The sequence below is a fragment of the Calidifontibacter terrae genome, assembly GCF_054778835.1.
This window is the reverse complement of sequence record NZ_BAAGZF010000002.1, coordinates 205,781-226,430: the sequence shown is the minus strand read 5'-3', so window position 1 is coordinate 226,430 and position 20,650 is coordinate 205,781. Positions and strand designations below refer to the sequence as shown.

At 66.3% G+C, this 20,650-nt stretch carries 20 protein-coding genes; 10 read left to right on the top strand and 10 right to left on the bottom strand.

The window, feature by feature from the left end:
- Nucleotides 1–48 precede the first annotated feature (48 nt).
- Both ACYU98_RS03745 and ACYU98_RS03740 read right to left on the bottom strand, forming a co-directional pair.
- Nucleotides 49–1,407 (bottom strand): glycosyltransferase 87 family protein, encoded by a 1,359-nt coding sequence (locus tag ACYU98_RS03745; RefSeq protein WP_460467407.1) that lies wholly within the window; start codon nucleotides 1,405–1,407, stop codon nucleotides 49–51.
- 31 nt (nucleotides 1,408–1,438) lie between these two features.
- Nucleotides 1,439–3,736, bottom strand: coding sequence for a transglycosylase domain-containing protein (locus tag ACYU98_RS03740; protein WP_460466847.1), 2,298 nt, complete (start codon nucleotides 3,734–3,736; stop codon nucleotides 1,439–1,441).
- 219 nt (nucleotides 3,737–3,955) lie between these two features.
- Here ACYU98_RS03740 and ACYU98_RS03735 point away from each other — a divergent pair, with 219 nt between their 5' ends.
- Both ACYU98_RS03735 and ACYU98_RS03730 read left to right on the top strand, forming a co-directional pair.
- On the top strand, nucleotides 3,956–4,606 hold the full coding sequence (locus ACYU98_RS03735; protein ID WP_460466846.1) for a helix-turn-helix transcriptional regulator: 651 nt from the start codon (nucleotides 3,956–3,958) through the stop codon (nucleotides 4,604–4,606).
- Nucleotides 4,607–4,625: 19 nt separating this feature from the next.
- The gene (locus tag ACYU98_RS03730; protein ID WP_460466845.1) at nucleotides 4,626–5,717 is read left to right on the top strand and encodes an inositol-3-phosphate synthase; all 1,092 of its coding nucleotides are present in this window, start codon (nucleotides 4,626–4,628) and stop codon (nucleotides 5,715–5,717) included.
- Nucleotides 5,718–5,851: 134 nt separating this feature from the next.
- On the opposite strand, the gene ACYU98_RS03725 is transcribed toward ACYU98_RS03730, so the two are convergent.
- The 4 genes from ACYU98_RS03725 to ACYU98_RS03710 all read right to left on the bottom strand — a co-directional run bounded on the left by ACYU98_RS03725 (nucleotide 5,852) and on the right by ACYU98_RS03710 (nucleotide 9,438).
- On the bottom strand, nucleotides 5,852–6,892 hold the full coding sequence (locus tag ACYU98_RS03725) for a DUF2891 family protein (RefSeq protein ID WP_460466844.1): 1,041 nt from the start codon (nucleotides 6,890–6,892) through the stop codon (nucleotides 5,852–5,854).
- Nucleotides 6,893–6,906: 14 nt separating this feature from the next.
- A complete protein-coding gene (locus ACYU98_RS03720) occupies nucleotides 6,907–7,881 on the bottom strand; it encodes a DUF979 domain-containing protein (protein WP_460466843.1) in 975 nt (324 codons plus the stop codon).
- Nucleotides 7,878–8,615, bottom strand: a complete 738-nt coding sequence (locus ACYU98_RS03715; RefSeq protein ID WP_460466842.1) for a DUF969 domain-containing protein — start codon at nucleotides 8,613–8,615, stop codon at nucleotides 7,878–7,880. Before ACYU98_RS03715 ends, ACYU98_RS03720 begins: the two co-directional genes overlap by 4 nt.
- A gap of 106 nt (nucleotides 8,616–8,721) precedes the next feature.
- Nucleotides 8,722–9,438 carry a GntR family transcriptional regulator gene (locus ACYU98_RS03710; RefSeq protein WP_460466841.1) on the bottom strand — a complete coding sequence of 239 codons (717 nt, stop codon included), beginning with the start codon at nucleotides 9,436–9,438 and terminating at the stop codon, nucleotides 8,722–8,724.
- A 78-nt stretch (nucleotides 9,439–9,516) separates the two neighbouring features.
- On the opposite strand from ACYU98_RS03710, the gene ACYU98_RS03705 reads away from it, so the two are divergent.
- The 3 genes from ACYU98_RS03705 to ACYU98_RS03695 are packed head-to-tail and all read left to right on the top strand — an operon-like array spanning nucleotide 9,517 to nucleotide 11,785.
- Nucleotides 9,517–10,308, top strand: a complete 792-nt coding sequence (locus tag ACYU98_RS03705; RefSeq protein WP_460466840.1) for a LamB/YcsF family protein — start codon at nucleotides 9,517–9,519, stop codon at nucleotides 10,306–10,308.
- Entirely contained in the window at nucleotides 10,305–10,916 is a 612-nt protein-coding gene (locus ACYU98_RS03700) for a 5-oxoprolinase subunit B family protein (RefSeq protein ID WP_460466839.1), read from the top strand. Before ACYU98_RS03705 ends, ACYU98_RS03700 begins: the two co-directional genes overlap by 4 nt.
- Nucleotides 10,913–11,785, top strand: coding sequence for a 5-oxoprolinase subunit C family protein (locus ACYU98_RS03695; RefSeq protein WP_460466838.1), 873 nt, complete (start codon nucleotides 10,913–10,915; stop codon nucleotides 11,783–11,785). Before ACYU98_RS03700 ends, ACYU98_RS03695 begins: the two co-directional genes overlap by 4 nt.
- 1 nt (nucleotide 11,786) lies before the next feature.
- On the opposite strand, the gene ACYU98_RS03690 is transcribed toward ACYU98_RS03695, so the two are convergent.
- Nucleotides 11,787–12,620, bottom strand: a complete 834-nt coding sequence (locus ACYU98_RS03690) for a hypothetical protein (protein ID WP_460466837.1) — start codon at nucleotides 12,618–12,620, stop codon at nucleotides 11,787–11,789.
- A 145-nt stretch (nucleotides 12,621–12,765) separates the two neighbouring features.
- On the opposite strand from ACYU98_RS03690, the gene ACYU98_RS03685 reads away from it, so the two are divergent.
- Together ACYU98_RS03685 and ACYU98_RS03680 are read left to right on the top strand one after the other, a co-directional pair.
- Nucleotides 12,766–13,704, top strand: a complete 939-nt coding sequence (locus ACYU98_RS03685) for a lysophospholipase (protein WP_460466836.1) — start codon at nucleotides 12,766–12,768, stop codon at nucleotides 13,702–13,704.
- A complete protein-coding gene (locus ACYU98_RS03680) occupies nucleotides 13,701–15,218 on the top strand; it encodes a fatty acyl-CoA synthetase (protein WP_460466835.1) in 1,518 nt (505 codons plus the stop codon). The genes ACYU98_RS03685 and ACYU98_RS03680 overlap by 4 nt, the downstream gene beginning before the upstream one ends.
- Nucleotides 15,219–15,276: 58 nt before the next feature.
- On the opposite strand, the gene ACYU98_RS03675 is transcribed toward ACYU98_RS03680, so the two are convergent.
- A complete protein-coding gene (locus ACYU98_RS03675; protein WP_460466834.1) occupies nucleotides 15,277–15,819 on the bottom strand; it encodes a YceI family protein in 543 nt (180 codons plus the stop codon).
- A gap of 107 nt (nucleotides 15,820–15,926) precedes the next feature.
- Between ACYU98_RS03675 and ACYU98_RS03670 the strand changes: the two genes are divergently transcribed.
- Nucleotides 15,927–16,385 (top strand): MarR family winged helix-turn-helix transcriptional regulator, encoded by a 459-nt coding sequence (locus tag ACYU98_RS03670; protein ID WP_460466833.1) that lies wholly within the window; start codon nucleotides 15,927–15,929, stop codon nucleotides 16,383–16,385.
- A 31-nt stretch (nucleotides 16,386–16,416) separates the two neighbouring features.
- Nucleotides 16,417–17,739, top strand: a complete 1,323-nt coding sequence (locus ACYU98_RS03665) for an SIR2 family protein (protein ID WP_460466832.1) — start codon at nucleotides 16,417–16,419, stop codon at nucleotides 17,737–17,739.
- A gap of 18 nt (nucleotides 17,740–17,757) precedes the next feature.
- Here ACYU98_RS03665 and ACYU98_RS03660 read toward each other — a convergent pair whose 3' ends face one another.
- Nucleotides 17,758–17,985 carry a hypothetical protein gene (locus tag ACYU98_RS03660; protein WP_460466831.1) on the bottom strand — a complete coding sequence of 76 codons (228 nt, stop codon included), beginning with the start codon at nucleotides 17,983–17,985 and terminating at the stop codon, nucleotides 17,758–17,760.
- Between the two features lie 558 nt (nucleotides 17,986–18,543).
- Nucleotides 18,544–19,863 (bottom strand): 4-aminobutyrate--2-oxoglutarate transaminase, encoded by a 1,320-nt coding sequence (gabT, locus tag ACYU98_RS03655; RefSeq protein ID WP_460466830.1) that lies wholly within the window; start codon nucleotides 19,861–19,863, stop codon nucleotides 18,544–18,546.
- A gap of 102 nt (nucleotides 19,864–19,965) precedes the next feature.
- On the opposite strand from gabT, the gene ACYU98_RS03650 reads away from it, so the two are divergent.
- Nucleotides 19,966–20,646, top strand: a complete 681-nt coding sequence (locus ACYU98_RS03650; RefSeq protein ID WP_460466829.1) for an exonuclease domain-containing protein — start codon at nucleotides 19,966–19,968, stop codon at nucleotides 20,644–20,646.
- Nucleotides 20,647–20,650: the final 4 nt, after the last annotated feature.

Below are 20,650 nucleotides of genomic sequence, written 5' to 3'. Positions count from 1 at the left end.
GTTTACTGCGGTGTCGCTCGGTCCGGTGACCGCGCAACGCGGGCAAGTCTAGGCCCGGCCGCCGACAAACTCCGAATCGCCTGTGGACAACTCACGACGCAGCTGCTCCTCCGCCGCGACGGCACCATCGGGGTCGCGGAAGTCCTCGAGTTGTTCGGCCGACTCCCACCCGATCCAGCCGATCGCCGCCCACGCGACCAGCCGCACCAGGGAGAAGACCAAGTAGCCCTCCGGCGCCAACCCCTTGGCCGGGTCGGAGGAGGCGGCGACATACATCCAGGTCATCACGAAGTAGACGATCTCGACGGTCGCCCAGATGAGGTGTTCGCGCCAGCGCATCGCGACCAAGGCGAGCAGCGGCAGCAACCACACGGCCTGCTGAACCGGGAAGCTCTTGCCGGTGCACATGACGATGACCAACATCGTCAGGGCCAACGGCGCCAACGGAGTCAGGTGGCGCGGGCGACGGGTCAGATAGACGCCGACCAAGAGCGCCGCGAGCCAGCCGAGCATCGCCAGGATGCTGGAGGTGTGGGCCGACAGGGGCATCTTCAACAGCCCCATCACCTGCCACGGCGAACCGAAGCCGGCGCCCTGGTCGTACCAGTTCGAGTAGACGCGAAGCGGGTGGCCGCCGACAGCAAGGGCGCCACCGAGGCAAACGGCACAGGCGGCCGCGACACCCAGCAGCATCCGGCCGAGTTCGGCCGAGCGACGGTCGCGGAGCGCGACCAACACGATGGCGAGGATCAACACCAACGGATAGGTGCGGGCCATGACACCCAGACCCAGCAGCAACCCCGCACTCAGCGGGCGACCGCGCACCCACAGGGCGAAGCCGATGGTGGCGAGCGCGACGCCGAACATGTCGAAGGAGACGAGGGCGGCGGTCACCAGAACGGGACTGAGCGCGACGTGGGCCGCCAGCCACGGAGTTCCGCGCATCGCCGACATGGTGGCCACCACCGTCGCTGCGACCAGCAACGCGATGATGACCGCGCCGGCAGTGAAGTAGGTGCGCTGGGCCGCGACCCCCGTCTCGTTCGGCAGGATCACGCGCAGCAGCCACTGCAAAACGGCGGTCAGCACCGGCTGCGATTGGCCAGAACTGCCCGGCGACCACGGGCCACCAGTCTGACCGGCGGCGACCGGGAGGTCGGAATAACAGGCGCGCCAGAGCGAATCGGGAGCGCCCCAGCCGTTGCGGACGCAGTATTCCTTTTGCACCACGCCGAGCGCGACGAAGACGCTGGCCAGCGAACTCAGCACGATGACTGCGTACGAGATCCCCTGGCGACCGATCGCGGCATAGCGACCGGTCGGGCCGCCGATGACCTCGGTCGACCAGGCCACGACGTCTTCGCCGCGGCTGGGGATGGTCAGGCGCAGGTCATCACGCGAAGGCATCTTGGACACGGTCGGCAGAATACGTGGCCGGTCAGGGACCGGAGGTCGCCGTCGCCGCCGCGGCGCGGGTGGACCGAGAACTGCGGGTGGGCACTGAGCCGGCGCCGGGCGCCGATGCCGCCGGCGGGGTGGTCAGCGACGGCTGACTGGTCGATGCCGGCGGGGCACTCGTCGAGGTGGGCGGCTGGCTCGTGGAGGTCGGCGCCGAACTGGTTGACGTCGACGTTGAGGTCGGGGCAGAGCTCGTCGAGGTCGTCGTCGAACTGGTCGACGTGGAGGTCGAACTCGTCGAGGTCGTCGACGGCGCGGTGGTCGAGGGCGCCGTGGTGGTCGACTGCACCGGCGGCGCGACGGTCTGCGTCGCCTGCTGGGTTGCCTTCGGCATCTGCGCCACCGGCTGTCCCTGCAGGGCCGACTGCATGAAGTTCTTCCAGATCAACGCCGGAACGGTGCCGCCGTAGAAGCTCTGTCCCTCGGAGCTGAGTGACGTGGTCGCGCTGCCGTCACCGGCGTACATGCCCACGCTGGCGGTCAGCTGGTTCGGGGTGAAGCCGGTGAACCACGCGCTGCGGTAGTTGTTGGTCGTTCCGGTCTTGCCGCCGGCGGGGCGGGTGAAGTCCTGCAGCGCCTGGTAGGCAGTTCCGCCCGGCTTCACCGGACCCTCCATCGCGACCGCGACGTTGTTCGCAACCTTCGCGTCGACGGCTTGGGTGGTCGAACCCTTGGCTGTGTAGCTGTAGGCGCCGGAGGTGCTGGTGACCTTCGCGATGACGTGGGGGTCGGCCTTCTTCCCGCCGCTGGCGATGGTGCTGAAGGCGTTGGTCATGTCGCTGACCCGAACCGATGCTTCACCCAGCACGTTGTTGCCGTTGTTGTTCAGGCCCGGGCTCGATGCCGGAATGCCGACCTGGATGGCCGCGTCCTTCGTCTTTGCCGGCCCCATGGCCATGTTCATCCGGACGAACGCGGTGTTGACCGAGAACTTCAGCGCCTGGCTGAGCGTGACGCTGCCGAACTGCTCGCCGGCGTCGTTGGTGATCGGCTTTGTCGAGCCCGGCAACTTCAGCGGACTGGAACCGTCGAACCGGTTGTTCAGCGTGTAGCCGTTCTGCAGTGCGGCGGTCAGCGCGAACACCTTGAAGCTCGAACCGCCCTGCAAAGCAGCCTGATTGGCTGAGGAGTATTGGCTCACGCGATAGTCGGCACCGCCGTACATCGCGACGATCGAGCCGTCGGGCTTCTGCGCGACGAGACCGGCGTGAAGGTCCTTGGAGCTATTCGGCATGCCGTTCTCAACCGCAGTGACCGCAGCCTGCTGATCGTTCTTGTCGATCGTGGTCGTGATGCGCAGACCACCACGGTCGATGTCTTGGTCGCTCAGCTTCAGCTTGCTCTTCAGCTCGGCGCGGACCGTGGCGGTGATGTAGCCCGTCGGACCCGAGGCGTACTGGTTGGTCTTGCGGCCCTGGATCGTCGGGTAGGTCTGCTGCGCGCGCACCGCGGGAGTCATCCATCCCTGACTGACCATGCCGTCGAGGACGTAGGTCATGCGCTGGCGTACGCGCGTTTCGGCCTTGGCGCCGTTCGCCGGGTCGTAGAACCCCGGCGCGTTGATGACCGAGGCCAGGAAGGCGCCCTCGCTCGGGTTCAGCTGCGAGACGTCCTTGTTGAAGTAGACCTTGGAGGCCGCCTGGATGCCATAGGTGTTGCGCCCGAAGTAGATGTTGTTGAGGTAGTCCTCAAGGATCTGCTGCTTGGAGTACTTGTGATCGATCTTGATCGCGATCATCGCCTCCTTCAGCTTGCGCGTGTAGGTCTTGTCCTGCGACAGGAAGTAGTTCTTCACGTATTGCTGAGTGATCGTCGATCCGCCTTGGGCGTTGCCGCCGCCCTTGAGGTTGGTCCACAGCGCGCGCATGATCCCGGTCGGGCTCACACCGTTGTTGGTGTAGAAGTTGCGGTCTTCAGCGGCCAGGAACTCGTATTGAACCGCGGTCGGAATCTGCCCCAGCTTGACGTCTTCGCGATTGCCTTCATCAGCGTTGAACCGGTCGAGCTCAGTCTTGCCGTCGCTGTAATAAACGATCGACAGCTGCCGGTTGGCGTTGGCGTTGGCCGGCGGGATCTGGGTGCGCAGATAGACGATGACCAGCGCGACGACGCCGATCACGAAGATGGTGAAGAAACCCAGGAAGGTGCCCAAGAGCACGCGCAGCCACATCGGGCGCTTCTTCTTGCCCTTGCGTCTGCCGGATCGGCGCGAACGCGCAGGTCGGGGGCTTGACGGGGTGTCGCCCTCGGTCTCGTCGGGCAGGTCGCTGTCGGTCACCAGCAGAGGGTAACGCTCGCCACTGTCAACCACACACGCCGCGAACGTCACGCCTGTGTCACATACGCCACCTCGAGCGACACGCCGCGCCCATCTCGATGTATCGACGCGATACATCGAGATGGGCTACAGTGACCGAACAAAGTTCACCTTTGTCACCTCTACATGACATGGACCGTACTTTGTCCCCTCACTTACTCGCTGGAAGGAGCCGCCCGCATGTCGCGTCGCGGAGCCATTCTCGAGTTGGCCGTGTTGGGGTTGCTGCAGGAGCAGCCGATGCACGGCTACGAGCTGCGCAAACGCTTGTCCGGGGTGCTCGGCGCCTTCCGGGCCGTCTCGTTCGGTTCGCTCTACCCCTGCCTGCGCAATCTCACCGCGCGCGGCTGGATCACCGAGCACGCGCAGCCGACGGCGGGCGGCAAACGTCCGCGAATCAGCTACGAACTCACCGCCGAGGGCAAAGAACAGTTCCAGACCCTCATCGACCAGGCCGGTCCCACGACCTGGGAGGACGACGAGTTCGGCGTGCATTTCGCTTTCTTCGGTCGGGCGAGCACCGACGTACGGCTGCGGATCTTGGAAGGTCGTCGCAGCCGTCTTGAGGAGCGCCTCGACGCCGCCCGGCAGCAAGCCCGGGTTCGTCGCGAGCGCACCGACCGTTACACCGCCGAGTTGCAGCGGCACGGCCTGGATTCGACCGAGCGCGAAGTGCGCTGGTTGACCGAACTGATCGCCACCGAGCGAGCGGCCGACACCCCATCCGGCGACACCGCATCCGGCCACACAGCATCCAGCGACACGACAGCCACCACAGTCAACACAGACATCACAGCGCCTTCCACCAACCCCACGGCCGATCCGGCCTGAGGACAACAAGGAGATTCATATGGGTTCCATCCGCGTCGCCATCGTCGGCGTCGGCAACTGCGCGAGCTCGCTCGTACAGGGTGTCGAGTACTACAAGGACGCCGACGCGTCGTCGACCGTCCCGGGTCTGATGCACGTCACGTTCGGTGACTACCACGTCAACGACGTCGAGTTCGTCGCCGCGTTCGACGTCGACGACAAGAAGGTCGGCAAGGACCTCGCCGAGGCGATCAACTCCTCGGAGAACAACACGATCAAGATCGCCGACGTGCCGACCACCGGCATCGAGGTGCAGCGCGGCCACACCCTCGACGGCCTGGGCAAGTACTACCGCCTGACCATCGAAGAGTCGGCGGCTGAGCCGGTCGACGTCGTCCAGGCACTCAAGGACGCCAAGGTCGACGTCCTGGTCTCCTACCTGCCGGTCGGCTCCGAAGACGCCGACAAGTTTTACGCGCAGTGCGCGATCGACGCGAAGGTCGCCTTCGTCAACGCGCTGCCGGTCTTCATCGCCTCCGACCCGCAGTGGGCCAAGAAGTTCGAGGACGCCGGCGTCCCGATCATCGGTGACGACATCAAGAGCCAGGTCGGCGCGACCATCACCCACCGCGTGATGGCCAAGTTGTTCGAAGACCGCGGCGTGGTCTTGGACCGCACCTACCAGCTCAACGTCGGCGGCAACATGGACTTCAAGAACATGCTCGAGCGCGAGCGTTTGGAGTCCAAGAAGCTGTCGAAGACGCAGGCTGTCACCTCGAACCTGACTGGCCCGCTGGCTGGCCTGAAGGACGACAAGAACGTCCACATCGGCCCGTCGGACTACGTCGCCTGGCTCGATGACCGCAAGTGGGCGTACGTCCGCCTCGAGGGTCGCGCGTTCGGTGACGTTCCGCTGAACCTGGAATACAAGCTCGAGGTCTGGGACTCCCCCAACTCGGCCGGCATCATCATCGACGCCATCCGCGCGGCGAAGATCGCCAAGGACCGCGGCATCGGCGGCGCCTTGCTGAGCGCCTCGTCCTACCTGATGAAGTCGCCGCCGGAGCAGCGCGAGGACACCGCGGGCCGCGCCAAGCTCGAGGCGTTCATTGCGGGCACCGAAGAGCGCTGATCCAGCCGCCGCTTCAGCGGCATCCGGCTGGTAGCTCCAAACGCTGCAGTTAGCCGCAGCCGCTGCAGGGAAACCTGCAGCGGCTGCGCGCAACTGCAGCGTTTGCGCGTTCAGGGGTTTGCGTTCGACAGGTTCTAGACAGGTTCGGCGGTGACCGCGCCGAGGGCGAAGGAGACCAGCCAGTGGGTCGACATGAAGTCGCCCTCGTTGATCTCCCGCTCGACATGGCGTACGCCCTGAGCCGTCGCGGTGAGCATCCGCTCGCGCCGATCCGGCGAGAGATGGATCTGCAGTCGGCGCAACTGCCACGCGCGCGACAGCGCGAGTCCGTAGAGATGGACCGCTTTACCGTCCGTCCGGTCAAGCACCTGCGGAATCTGCAACAGGTTGTCGCCGTCGGCGCAGAGGTCGGGCAGGAACCCGGCCAGCCAGCCGGCGTAGTCCGCGGGCTGCAAGACCCGCCCCATCAGGTCGGCCTCGGCCAGCGCCGGCGACAGGAAGTCACTGCCGCCCGGCTCCCAACGCGCCGGATAGTCCCGGTCGTCGCCAAACCAGTCCCGCGCGCGATCGGCGATGAGCTCCAGCAAATCGGCGCGCTCGAACCGGGTGGCCGCGTCGTGGACCAGCCCCAGCCCGAACGCCAGGTTCGCGTGTTCGCCGGAGCGCACCGGATAGGCGACCTTCGGCAGCCAGTCGGTGACCAGGTCGGCGACCGCGTCGAACAACGGGCGGGTCGCGCCGGCCCAGGCATCAGCCCCGGGCACCTTCGCCGCCGCCGCTTCCTCAGCCGACGCGGCCAGAGCTGCCGCCCAGCCCCACCCGTACGGCCGCTCGAACCGGGGGCGATCGCGCAGATATGCGGCCTCGACCTGAATATTGGCCGCGGTGAGCCGCTGGTCGAGAACCGCCCGCAAACCGGCCGCCGCGTCTGCGTCGAGCGTGTCTCGGGCGAGAGTCAGCAGGCGGATTCCGGACCAGTGCATGTGCACCGAGGAGTGCCAGTCGAAGCACCCGTGGAAGGCGGGGTGCAGTCGGTCCGGTGTCACGTCGACGTCATCGGCGTCGTGACTCACGTGGGTCGCCGCGTAGGGATACCGCAGGTCGAGCACCGTCGGAATGGTGCGCGCCCAGTCGGAGGCATAACGCGTACGCCAGTCGGAGAGGTCGTGGTCCATCGAACTCGCCATCCTCAGCGGGGGATACAGAAGACGTACATGATCACGATGTTGCAGACCAGCAAGATGGCGGCGGTCGGCGCCTGGGCCTTGATCGGCCCGTACTGATCCTTCAACTCCAGCAACGCTGCTGGGACCAAGTTGAAGTTGGCGGCCATCGGGGTGACGAGGGTGCCGCAGAAACCAGCCAACATGCCGACGGCGAAAACCGCCGGGATGTTGCCGTGGAACTGCTGGATCAGCACCGGCCAACCGACGGCGGCGGTCATCACCGGGAAGGCCGCGAAGGCGTTGCCCATGATCATCGTGAACACGGCCATACCCACGCAATAAAGGATCACCGCGATGATCACCGAGTTGTCCGGAAGAATCTTGTGGAACACATCTCGTACGGCGTTGCCCACTCCGGCGCTGTTGAACAGCAGGCCGAGCGTGGCCAGGAACTGCGGCAGGATCGCCGCCCAGCCGATGTGGCCCAGCAGCCGCTCGCCCTCGCGCAGCGGCACCATCGGGCGGTGTTCATGCAGCATCAACATGCCGACGATCAGCGCGATGATCGACGCGACGCCGAGGCCGATCAGCGTTTCCTTGCCGACCTCGAGCAACGGCTGATTGCCGGACTTCACATCTTTGAGAACCGAGCCGAACACCACCGCGACCAGCGGGATGACCAGGGCCGGGATGAACAGTTTCGGCCCGATCCGATTCGACCGCTCAACACGTTCGGCGTCGGAGGTGGTGCGTTCGGTCCCCTTCTTCGGGAAGCCGAGGCCGGCGAGCACCACCAGCAGGAGCACCGCAACGCCCTCGATGATCGCGCTCGCGTGATTCGGTTTCACTTGGCCGCCATAGGCGAAGGTGAATCCGAGGACTGCCCAGAACGCGGCCGAGCCGAGGCGACGCGGGTCGGATTTGTCGGTCAGGCGGATGTAGGCGGTCATCAGGAAGAACGCCGCGCAGAGCCAGAAGAACCATTCGATCTTGATCATGGCTTGACCTCCGCATCGACGTCCTCGTCGTCCTGAGCGGTCGGGTCGAAGCCAGCAGCGATGTCGGCGGCGACCAGTTTGGGCAACTGGCGATCGAACCAGAGCATTCGGAAGCCATGGACCAGCAGCGCGCAGATGCCGGTCGGGATCGCCCAGACCGCGATGTCGAGGGCGTCGAGCTTCAAGCCGTACGTCGCGTCGACGAAGCCGGTGATCAGCAGGATCGAACCGATGGCGATGAAGATGTCCTCGCCGAAGAACAGTCCGACGGTGTCGGCCGAGGCGGCGTTGGAGCGGATCTTCTCGCGCGTCTTCGGGCCGAGCTTCCCGTATTTGCGTTCCGCGGCGCCCTCGGCCATCGGGGCGACGATCGGGCGTACGGCTTGGGCCGGGCCACCGATGCCGGTGAGTCCGAGCGCGGCGGTGCCCTGGCGGATGAGCAGGTAGGCCGCGAGCAGGCGGCCCGTGGTGAGGGAATGCAGTTTGCCGATCAGCGAGCGCGCCTGGGCTTGAAGCCCGTTGCGTTCGAGGAGACCGATAATCGGCAACACCACCATGAAGACGGTGACCGACCGGCTACCAGCGAAGCCTGTGCCGAAGGCCTCGATGATCTTGGCAGGGCTCATACCGGCGATCAGGCCGGCGACGATGCCGGCTGCTGCCACTACGAGCATGGCGTTCAGGCGTAGCGCGAAGCCGATCACGACGACCGCCACGGCGAGCAAAACCCACATGTTCACCTCGCTTGGGGTTTGGTCCGACGCCAGGTGAGCGTCGTGAGATGTCCCGCATTGTTGAACAATTCGAGCAATTTGGCACGGAACTCGTCTCACATTTCGGTCAGTCGGGAACTCTTCCGGCCGCGCGTTCCAACGCTCGGTATTCGCCGACGAGGTGCGTTTCGGCGCGCAACAGGTAGGCCTCCAACGCGATCGACGCGGCAACCAATGCATCGGCGCGGATCAGCGAGGCGACGCGTTGGTTGTCGATCAGATAGGGCTCGTGGACTGCGCGAGCACTGCCGACGAGCAGGAACAACAGTCGCACCTCGGTCACCAGCACCCGCATCGCGCGATGGACGTAGGCGTTGTCTCCCAGCTGGGCGACGGCGAGGTGGAACTGGCCATTGGCTGACCCCACGTCGCGCCAGTCACCACGCGCGGCCGACCGGATCCCGCGTTCGACTGCGGCATCGACTGCGACTAGCCGAGACTCCCAATCCCGTTGTGCTGCCGCGCTATTTCGCTCGTCGGGCGACATCGCTGCGCGTCGCTCCGCGACTTGGCGCAAGGCGCCACATTCGAGCAGACGACGCGTTGCGTAGGCGTCTTGGAGTTCCTTGACCGTGGGCCGCCGAACAAACACGCCGCGATGGGAGCGGTGCTCGACCAGTCCGTCCAGGGCGAGGGCTCGGAAACCCTCGCGCAGCGTGTTGCGACTCACCTCGAGTCGGGTCGCAATCCCCAACTCGTCGAGGTGGTCGCCCGGACCCAACTCGCCGTCGAGGATGAGCTCCCGCAGTCGGTCGGCGACCGCCTCCGATGCTGGTCCCCTCATCACGAACCTCCTCCACCGCGCAGTTGCGAGACAGACGCACATCTTGACACGTCGGACTTGTTCAACAATCTTGTCGTCATGGCGGACGCGACGAACACCCCCATCACCGACTGCATCGACCTGAACGCCGACCTGGGCGAGTCCTTCGGCCAGTGGCAGCTCGGCGATGACGCCGGGATGCTCGAGCTGGTCACCTCGGCCAACGTGGCCTGCGGTTTTCACGCGGGCGACCCGGCGACGCTGCTGGCGACCTGCGAGCAGGCGGTACGCGGCGGTGTCACGATCGGCGCCCAGGTGGGTTATCGCGACCTCGCCGGCTTCGGTCGGCGGTTCATCGACGTCACCGCCGAGGATCTGACCGCCGACGTGCTCTATCAACTGAGTGCACTCGACGGGCTGGCCCGTTCCTGTGGTGGCCGCGTCGCCTATCTCAAGCCCCACGGCGCGCTCTACAACACGATCGTGCACCACGAGGCGCAGGCCGCTGCCGTTGTCGCGGCGGTAAAGCGGTGGCCGGGCGATCCGCTGCCTGTGCTCGGGCTGCCCGGTTCGGTGTTCCTGGCTCAGGCGGAGGCGGCCGGTCTTCCCGTCGTACGCGAGGCCTTCGCCGATCGTGCGTACACCCCGCAAGGAACGCTGGTGAGTCGGCGCGAACCCGACGCTGTGTTGCACGACCCGGCCGATATCGCCCGCCGAGTGGTCCGCCTCGTCACGACCGGCGAACTCACCGCGCGGGACGGCAGCACCCTTTCCATGCAAGCCGATTCGGTCTGTCTGCACGGCGACACACCCGGAGCGGTGGAGATGGCTCGCCAGGTTCGGGCCGCGCTCGGCGAGGCCGGCGTAACCGTTCGTCCGTTCGCGTCATGAACCTGCTTCCCTGCGGGGACCGCGCGATCCTGGTCGAGCTGCCCGACGCCGACACCCGGCGACGACTCGACGCCACCCTGCGCCGCGCGCCGATCGCGGGCGTCATCGAGCACGTCCCGGCGTCGACCACCGTCCTGATCAAGGCCGAGCGCGACGACCTGGCGCGCATCGCGCGGGAGCTGCAAGCGCTCACCCTGCTGGACGCCGACACCGGCAGCAGCGCCGACGACCTGACGATCCCGGTGGTCTACGACGGCGCGGACCTCGACGAAGTCGCAACCCTGCTCGGCATCACCAGCCAGGAGGTGATCGCTCGACACACCGGTCAGGTCTGGACGGTCGAATTCGCCGGCTTTGCACCAGGATTCGGATACCTGATCGGCAGCGAGGGAAACCTGGTCGTGCCGCGCCGAGCAACACCGCGCACCCGCATTCCAGCCGGCGCGGTGGGCCTTGCCGACCAATTCTCGGGCGTTTACCCCAAGGCATCACCGGGTGGCTGGCAGTTGCTCGGCCGCACCGATCTGGCGATGTGGGACGTCGAGCGCGACGAACCCGCCCTGCTGACTCCGGGCCGCCGGATCCACTTCGAGGCGGTGTCGGGATGACCTTGACGGTGCTGGCGATCGGGCCGCAGGTGAGCGTGCAGGACCTCGGCCGGCCGGGCTATGCCGCCTTGGGTGTTCCGGTTGGTGGGGCGGCCGACCGGGTCGCCCTCGGCAACGCGAACCGGGCGGTGGGAAATCCGGCCGGCGCCCCCGGGTTCGAGGTGTTGCTCGGCGGCCTCGAACTGGAAACCGACGCAACCGCGATCGTGGCGGTCACCGGCGCCCCGGCTCCCATGTGGCGCAACGATGTTCCCGTTTCGTTCGGCGAAGCGATCTCGCTCAAGCCCGGTGACCGACTGCGGATCGGCACCCCGGTGATCGGCTTGCGCAGCTATGTCGCTCTTCGCGGAGGACTCTGCGCGACACCGCTGTTCGGCAGCGCGAGCAGCAACCCGACCGCCGGAATCGGACCCGCTCTGCTGGCCGTCGGCGACCGCTGGGAGGTCGGCAGCCCCCCGAGCGACGAGGTCCAACTCGGCTTCAGTCCCTCCGCGACGATCCACCCGCCGAGCGACGACCTGGCCGTCCGAATCACCCTCGGCCCGCGAGCGGACTGGTTCACCGCCGACGCGCTGCGGCAGTTGACCTCCGCGCGGTGGGAGATCACCGCAGAGGCCGACCGGGTCGGCGTACGCCTGTCTGGTCCCGCACTTTCGCGAGCTCTCGAGGGTGAGTTGGCCAGTGAAGGCGTGGTGCGCGGCGCCCTGCAAGTGCCTGCTTCCGGCCAGCCGATCGTGTTCGGTCCGGACCATCCCACGACGGGCGGCTACCCGGTCATCGGCGTCATCGTCGACGGGGACCTGGACACGCTGTGGCAGGCACGGCCGGGCACCGGGGTGCGGTTCCACCCGGTGTCGCGGGCGTGGTGAGTCAGAGCTGCAGGTCGCGCGTCCGCTGACCGAACTTCTCCTGCACGAACAGGTGACTGGTCAAGATCTGCTCCGCGCCCAGTTGCTCCGCGCGTTTCTGGATCTCGTGAACCCCGTCGGAGAGCAGATCGAGTTGCTCGTTGAGCAGGTCCTGGCCGGTCTTGCCGTCGCGCAGGATCGACGTGGTTGCGGTGGCCGGCGGAAGCGCGAGATACGAACGGATCGACTCAGGCGCGAAGTCGGTGTGGATCTGCGACAACTCGAAGCGCAGTCGGTCCGCAGCGGGACCCCGCTCATTCAAATACGCAAGCGTCTGGAAACACTGCAAGTTCAGCGCCTTCACCCGCTTGGCGCTGTCGGCCGGTAGGCGCGAATGCTGCCCGAGTTCGGTCAGCGTCTGCGGGCGCTCTGCCTTCATCAGGTCAACGACCGGCGTCGGCACGGGCGCCGGGGCGGTGTGTACGGGGAGCAGATTATTGACACTCTTGACCCGCCGCGAGCGCGGGCCACTGCGCATCAGCGTCATCACGCCGGCGATGGCCAACGGAACGAACGCCCAGGTGGCGCCCGCCGCGGCGAACACGGCCACCGAAGCCAGGGCTCGTACGGATTGAACGGACCCCCGCTTGAAGTTCAGACTGCCGGTGAAGGCGAATGCGGCCAACAAGCTCACCGCCGCCGCCGGGTGCACCACCCAACCGGCTCCGAGAACTGCCGTGACCATCATGAGTGCAGCGATCAGAATCGCCTTGCGGTTGCCTTCGCGGCCGCGGCCCCACACGACCACCCAGTACATCGCCAGCAGCGCAGCCGCTATCGGGTCGAACACCCACATGACGGCTCCTTCCGAGCGGGTTCCGTTCATCCAGCGTACGCCGGGGGTCCGAAGGTTCCTCTAGTCCGAATGTCAGGCCTGGGCCGAATCCCGCGGGCTAGGCTCCGAGGCAAGATCATCGCCACCTGACTGAACGAGGATTCCCGTGCGTTCCGACACCTTCTTGCTCGATACCCACGACAGCACCCCGGTGTTCGTACGCCGTTGGTTGCCGAACGGCGAACCGCACTCGGTGGTGCAGATCGCCCACGGAATGGCCGAACACAGCGGCCGTTACGCCCGATTCGCCGAGGCTCTGACCAACGCCGGCTACACGGTCTACGCCGATGATCACCGTGGCCACGGCGAGACCGCGCCCGACCGCAAGGACGTCGGCTACTTCGCCGACCAGAACGGCTGGGACGCCGTGGCCGACGACCTGCACGTGCTCACCGATCAGATCCACAGCAACCACCCCGGCCTGCCGGTGGTGCTCTTCGGCCATTCGATGGGCAGCTTCCTCTCCCGCACCTACGCCACCCGGTGGAGCGGCGACATCAGCGCGTTGGTGTTGTGCGGCACCGCTGGTCCGGCCGGCCCGCTCGGCGTCGTCGGGAAGGGAATCGCGAAAGCGCAGGCCAAGCTGCGGGGCGCTCGCCACACCAGCGGCTTGATGAACACACTCACTTTCGGCCAGTACAACTCGGCCTTCAAACCGAACCGCACCGACTTCGACTGGCTCTCCCGCGACCCGGCGGAGGTCGATAAATACATCGCCGACCCCCACTGCGGCAATGTGTTCACCGCCGGCTTCTACGCCGACATGATCGGCGGATTGCAGCATGCCAACTCTGCCGAGGAAATGAAGAAGATCCGCCGCGACCTGCCGATCCTGGTTATCTCCGGGTCGAAGGATCCGGTCGGCGCGAACGGCAAGGGCGTGGAAGCGGTCGCCGCGGCGCTTCGTACGGCGGGGGTCACCGACGTGACTCTGACGCTCTACCCCGATGCCCGGCATGAACTGCTCAACGAAACCAACCGCGACGAGGTCACCGCCGACGTCCTGCGCTGGATGGGAACCCACCTCACCGTGGTCGCGCCATGATGGAAGCCCCCACCCTGCGCAGCAATTCGGTCTCGGACCTGATGCGGCGCAGCGGTCGGACTTTCGGCGATCGGGTCGCGCTGCGTTTCGGCGACCGGGAGTGGACCTACCGCGGACTCGACGACGCCGTGACCAAGGTCGCCGCCCATTTCCAGTCGCTCGGGCTGCCCGCACGATCGCGGATCGCAACCCTTGGCAAGAACTCCGACGCCTACCTGATCGCGTTCCTGGCCTGCGCCCGCGCCGGGTTCATCCACGTTCCGCTGAACCACAACCTGGTCGGCCGCGAACTGGACTACCTGCTCGGCAACTCCGGCAGCGCCGCTGTGCTGGTCGATCCTGCCCTGGCCGATCGCCTCGACGGACTGGAACATCGACCCGCGACCGTTCTGGCGCTACGCGATGCCGACGGTTCGATTCTCGCTGTGGCGCAACAGGATTCGACGCCCGACTTCGAGGAGCGAGCGCGCGACACCGACACCGTGCAGCTGCTTTACACCTCGGGAACCACCTCCGCGCCGAAGGGCGCGATCATGTCCCACCGGGCGCTGCTGAGTGAATACGTCAGCTGTGTCGTCGCGCTCGACCTGCACCGCGACGACAACCCGCTGCACGTCATGCCGCTCTATCACTCGGCGCAAATGCACGTCTTCGTGTTGCCCGGGCTGATGGTCGGGCAGACCAACACGATCCTGGAGACTCCCGAGGCTGGCGACATCCTCCGCCGGCTCGCGAACGATGGTCACCGATCGTTCTTCGCGGCTCCCACCCTCTGGGTCGGCATGGCCAATCACGCTGATTTCGAACGGCTTTCGTACGACGGCCTGCGCAAGGCCTATTACGGCGCGTCGATCATGCCGGTGCCGGTTCTGAAGAAGTGGCAGGCCGCCGCGCCGACCGTCGGGTTCTACAACTGCTTCGGGCAGAGCGAGATCGCTCCCCTGGCATGTGTGTTGGGTCCGGCCGACCATGAGAAGCGCCCCGACAGCGCTGGCCGCCCGGTGTTGTTCGTCGAGGCCCGGGTCGTCGACACCGACGGGAACGACTGCGCCACAGGCGAACCCGGCGAGATCATCTACCGCTCGCCACAGCTGTGCGACGGCTACTGGGAGAACTTCAAAGCCACCGAGGACGCCTTCGCCGACGGGTGGTTCCACTCCGGAGATCTGGTACGCGTCGACGACGAGGGCTATGTGTTCGTGGTCGACCGAATCAAGGACGTCATCAACACCGGCGGGGTGTTGGTCGCCTCGCGCGAGGTCGAGGACGCGCTCTACACCCATCCGGGCGTCGGCGAGGTCGCTGTGGTCGGGGTGGCCGATGAGAAGTGGCAGGAGGCGGTCGTCGCGTTCGTGGTGCCGCGGGCCGGATCGGCGCCGTCGGCGCAAGAACTGACTGATCACGTACGCGGTCAGATTGCGTCGTTCAAGGTGCCCAAGCGGATCGAGTTCATCGACGATCTGCCGCGCAATGCCTCGGGGAAGATTCTCAAGCGGGAACTGCGCGAGCGCTGAACACAGCAAAACGGGCCGGCCGCAGATGCGGCCGGCCCGTTCCGTACGAGCTGGGAAATCAGGCCTGCTTGATGGCGCTGACCTCGAACTCGAGGGTGATCTTGTCGCTGATCAGAACGCCACCGGTCTCGAGCGCGGCGTTGTAGGTCAGGCCCCAGTCGGAGCGGCTGATGACGGACTTGCCCTCGAAGCCGATGCGGGTGTTGCCGTAGGGGTCCTGCGCGGAGCCCTCGAAGTCGAAGTCGATCTCGATCGACTTGGTGACGTCCTTGATGGTCAGGTCGCCGACGACCTTGAGGCCGTTTCCGGAGGCGCTGACCTGGGTGGATCGGAAGGTGATCGTCGGGTACTTCTCGGCCTCGAAGAAGTCCGAGGTGCGCAGGTGACCATCGCGGTCAGCGTTGCGGGTGTTGACCGAGGCAACCTGGGCGGTGAGCTCGATGGACGCGCCGGCCAGGTTCTCGCCGGTGGTGGCCTTGCCCTCGAACTCGTCGAACGAGCCGCGCACCTTGGTGACCATCGCGTGACGGGCAACGAAGCCAATGCGCGAGTGGGTGCCGTCGAGGACGTAGGTGCCGTTGAGCTGCTGCAGGTCGGACATTCTGGACTCCTATGAGTTTGGGGAGCATCTGGTTGATGTGTCATGTAGAACAGTAATGGCGTATGCTTGACATGTCAACATGGTTGAGAAGACTGGGGGAACACCCGATGACGAGCCCAACGACACGCTGGCTCAATACCGAAGAGCAACAGGTCTGGCGCCTGTGGCTGCGAGCGCACGGCGAACTGAACGCGGCCCTTGCCCGCCAAATGCAGAGCGACCACGGAATGTCGATGGCCGACTTCGAGGTGCTGGTGCACCTCAGCGAGGCGCCCGACGGACGCTTGCGCGCGACTGCGCTGGCCGACACGATGCTCTGGGAGCGCAGCCGGCTTTCCCACCAGGTGCGTCGGATGGAGGCCCGAGGGTTGCTCGAACGACGCGAGTGTTCGGCCGACGGCCGTGGTTCGTGGGTGAACATCACCGACACCGGCAAGGAAGCGCTCGCCGCTGTCGCACCCGCTCATGTAGATACCGTACGGGCTCATTTCGTTGATCTGCTCTGCGCAGAGGATCTGGCGGTCCTGCGTCGCATCACCGATCGCGTCGTCGACTCCCTGGGCTGATCGCGGCGGGTGAAGAGGGCAGGATCAGAGCATGTACTTCGGTCACGTCTTCGTTGCCCACGCCGATTCGGCGGACCTGCTGCATGACCGGCTGGTCCCCCTCGCGGCGGCCGACGAACTCGCCGCGCAACTCGAGGCCCTGCCCCACGACCTGCCCAGCGTGCGCCGGATTCCGCTGATCGCCGTCCCGGCTCCAACCGATGCCGACGAAATCGACGAGGCGACCACTGACCGGCTGCTTGAGGTCCTCGAGGAACACGCCCGACGGCGCAACGTCGACATCGCCCTGATCACGCCCGACCTGCGCGGCTATCACGCGGTTCAGGCCCGACGCCTGATCCGCGCCGCCGCGCTCTTCCCTGGGTTCCCGGCATCGGCCGCGCCCGGCGCCATCAGCCGCGCCGAATGCGAACACCTCGGCCGCCTGGTCCGTCAGGGGAACCTCTCGCTCTTCCTCGGGGCCGAGATCACCACCACGCTCGGCCGCCCGGGGTGGGCCGAATTGCTGCGCACCCTCGCCAAGGACAAGTCGGTCACCGAACTTGGCATCGCCGCCGACCAGATCGCAGCGCTCGATCCGTCCGCGGCCGCCAAGCTCCTACGCCGCTCAATGCCCCACCTCGCCGATCGGATAGTCGACCTCGTCGGCAAGGACGACAAGCCTGGTCTCGGCCACGTTCTGGCCGCCGCGCTCGGCGCCCGGCAGGTGATCACCAGCACCTACGACCTGCGCTATGAGCGCGCGGTGCGATCCGCTGGCGGCCGCCGCATTTCGGTGTTGCCCTACGAACGAGCCGACGACGGCGCGTGGTTGCTCAAGCGCCACGGCGACGTGGCACATCGGGACGACATCGTTCTAGCCAGGGCTCGTACGGCCCCGGGCGGCGACCGCTTCCGACCGGACGCGGCGCTGTTCCAAGCGCTGCTGACCACCTCGCATGCGCTGATCGTCGGCCCGAGCGCCCAGGACGACGACCTGCTGCGACTGGTCGACGGGGTCGAGAGTTTCCTGCGCCGCTCGGGTGAAGACACTCGGTGTGGAACGGTGTTGGCGGTTCACGACGACCCGGCCCGAGCACGGTTGGTCGAGGGTCGCCTCGACTGGATCACCCTCTCCGGCGAGGACGTCCACGAGCGGGCCCGCACCCTCGAGATCGTGCTCGACGCGATCGGGATGTTCGCCTGCGACGACTCGGACGTGTCGCTCGATGAGAAACACGAAGCGAACCTGGCTGCCGAGGACCGCGCCATCGCCCGCGACCTGCGGGCGATCGCCGGCCGCATCGCGCGCACCGGCAACCGCACCTGGGATGGGATCACCGGCGCGCTCGGCAGGTATCAGGACGACGAGTGACGGCTCATTCAGGCCGGACTACTCCAATGGAAATCGCCGCAATGTCAACGCAACTACGTGCTTGACGAGCGGCCCGTCGGCCTCATCGACATCTTGGTAGTCGATGCCGTTCGTGTCCAACAACTTCGCCGGGACGTCCAGCAGGCGCAAGATCTCGTAGGCGACATCGCGCCCCTCGGTGGGTGACACGACCCGCGCCGCGACCATTGACGGCAGGCGGCCTTCGGGGTCAAGCGCAGAAGTCACTCGCGGAGCCTATGTCGTAGTTCTCGACTCTCCACGAGGTCGAACGCAGTCCGGTGTCTGCACTTCCGGTCGACGACACCCATCTTGAGGCATTGGCGCTAGTTCGAGTTGACGGCCAGAAGAAGTCGATTGTTCCAGGGTGGTGAATGTAAACAAGGATTTGAACGGTCTTGCCCGTTGCACAGGTCAACGACCCAGTCACCGAGGTCACTGCTTGCGCGTTCGCCGAAGCAGGCAGCAATTGCATCGGGTTCGCCATCACAGCGCACGCAGCGAGTGAAACAAAAGTGCATCGCCTTACAAGGTTCATAGGACCTCCCGTTGGGGGCTCCAGCGTGGGGAGCACTGCGGAGCCAAGACAAGAAGCCGCGTCAATTCGTCTAGAACGCTTGACTGGGTTCGTTGGCTCGTGGTGGAAGCGCGGGAAGGCGTGCTTACAGGCTGGCCTGGTCGATCGCCAATGGTTTGTGGCATCTCCGCTTCCGGGCCTGGGAACTCGACCAAGCGCCCCCCACGCTCTCATCTTTGTCGTGCGACAGGACATAGAAGCGTCGAGGGTCAGAGGGCCGCGATGCCTTCCTCCAACACATCCAGCGCCTCGGACAACTCCTCGTCGCTGATCACCAGCGGCGGGAGCAGCCGGATCACGTTGCCGAAGGTGCCACAGGTCAGGGTCAGCACGCCGTTCGAATTCGCATACGCAGCAACCGATTTCGCGGCGGCCGGGTTCGGGGTGATCCCGTCGTCGGTGACGAACTCCAGCGCCAGCATCGCTCCACGCCCACGGGCTTCACCGACGTACGGCGACGCCTCGACCTGCTTCTTCAGGCGCGGCATGGCCAGACCCTCGATCGACTTCGCGCGGCCGACGAGGTCCTCCGTCTCGATGAACTCGATAGCCGCGAGCGCCGCGGCGCAGGCAACCGGGTTTCCTGCGTAGGTTCCGCCGATACCGCCGGTCGGGGCGGCATTCATGATCTCGGCGCGACCGGTGACCGCCGAGATCGGTAGGCCACCACCGAGCGCTTTTGCGGTGGTGATCAGGTCGGGAACCACGTCTTCGTTTTCGCAGGCGAACATCTGACCCGTACGCGCAAAGCCGGTCTGAATCTCGTCGGCGACGAACACGATGCCGTGCTTGGCGGCGAACTCGGCGACGGCCTTGAGGAAGCCAGGTTCGGGAGCAATGAAGCCACCCTCACCAGCGATCGGCTCGGCCACGATGCAGGCGACATTGTCGGCGCCGATCTGGGTCAGCACCATCTCCTCGAGCATCGCCAACGCCTCGCTCGCCGCGTTCTCACGGCCGCTGGGCCAGCGGAAACCGTAGGCCGTCGGGGTGCGGTAGATCTCGTTCGCGAAGGGTCCGAAGCCCTGCTTGTAGGGCACGTTCTTCGCGGTCATAGACATCGTGAGGTGGGTGCGGCCGTGGTATGCGTGATCGAGAACCACGACAGCCGGGCGACCCGTATAGGCACGGGCGATCTTGACCGCATTCTCGACAGCTTCGGCGCCGCTGGTGAACAGCGCGCTGCGCTTGTCGTGGTCGCCGGGGGTGAGCCGGTTGAGCTCCTCACACACCCGAACGAATCCTTCGTATTCGGTGACCATGAAGCAGGTATGGGTGGCCGCGGCGACCTGGGCGGCAACCGCCTCGGCGACCTTCTTGTTGGCCGCGCCAACACTGGTGACCGCGATGCCGGAGGCGAGGTCGAGGATCTTGTTGCCGTCGACATCGACCAGCAGCGCGCCCTCGGCGTGGTCGATGAAGATGGGCGCAACGACCCCGAACCCGTCGGAGACGGCTTGCTGTCGCTGGGCGTGCAGTTCCTGCGACTTCGGGCCGGGTAGGGCCGTCTTCAGCTCGCGGATGGTCATGTAGGGGCTCCTTGCGGCGTGACGCGATGTGTTGGGACAAACCTACGCCCGGCCACCAACGGTCCCGCAGGGTTGTCGGACCTCGCGCCTAGACTCCGGACCATGCTCACCGACAGCCGGGCGGAGCAGGTGGCCGCCCGCTACCCGCTTCGCTACGCCGTCCTCGATGTCGAGACCAGCGGCCTCGACGCGCGCCAACATCGCGTGCTGCAGATTGCGATCACCCAACTCGACGCCCACGGGGTGGCGCAGCAGAGCTGGGCGAGCCTGGTGCAACCCGGGGCGATCGATCTGGGGCCGCTCGATGTCCACGGCATCACCCCCGAGCGGTTGGCCGATGCGCCCAGCTATGGGGAGATCGCCGACCGGATCGACGCCCTCATCCGCGACCGCGTGGTCGTGGCCCACAACGCGCCCTTCGACTGGGCGTTCCTGGCCGCGGAACACCGCCGCCTCGGGCGCCGACTGCCGACTCGTCAACGCCTTTGCACCCTCGAGCTCAGCCGCCGACTCCACACCCCTGCGGCGACCTATTCGCTGGAGTCACTGAGCGCGTATTGGCAGGTGGTCCAGTCGCGCCCGCACGACGCGGAAGACGACGTACGAGTGCTTGTCGAGGTCTTCCGTCATGCCCTCGCCGCAGCCGATGAGGCGGGGGCAGAACTGCCGGTGCGCGACCCCTACGCGCGTGTTCCGTTCCGTCGTCGGATCAGGAGGCGGTGGCGCAAGCTGCGGTGGAAAATCCGTCGCCGCGTCAAGAAGTCGGACGCCCGCGTTCGGTAAAGGG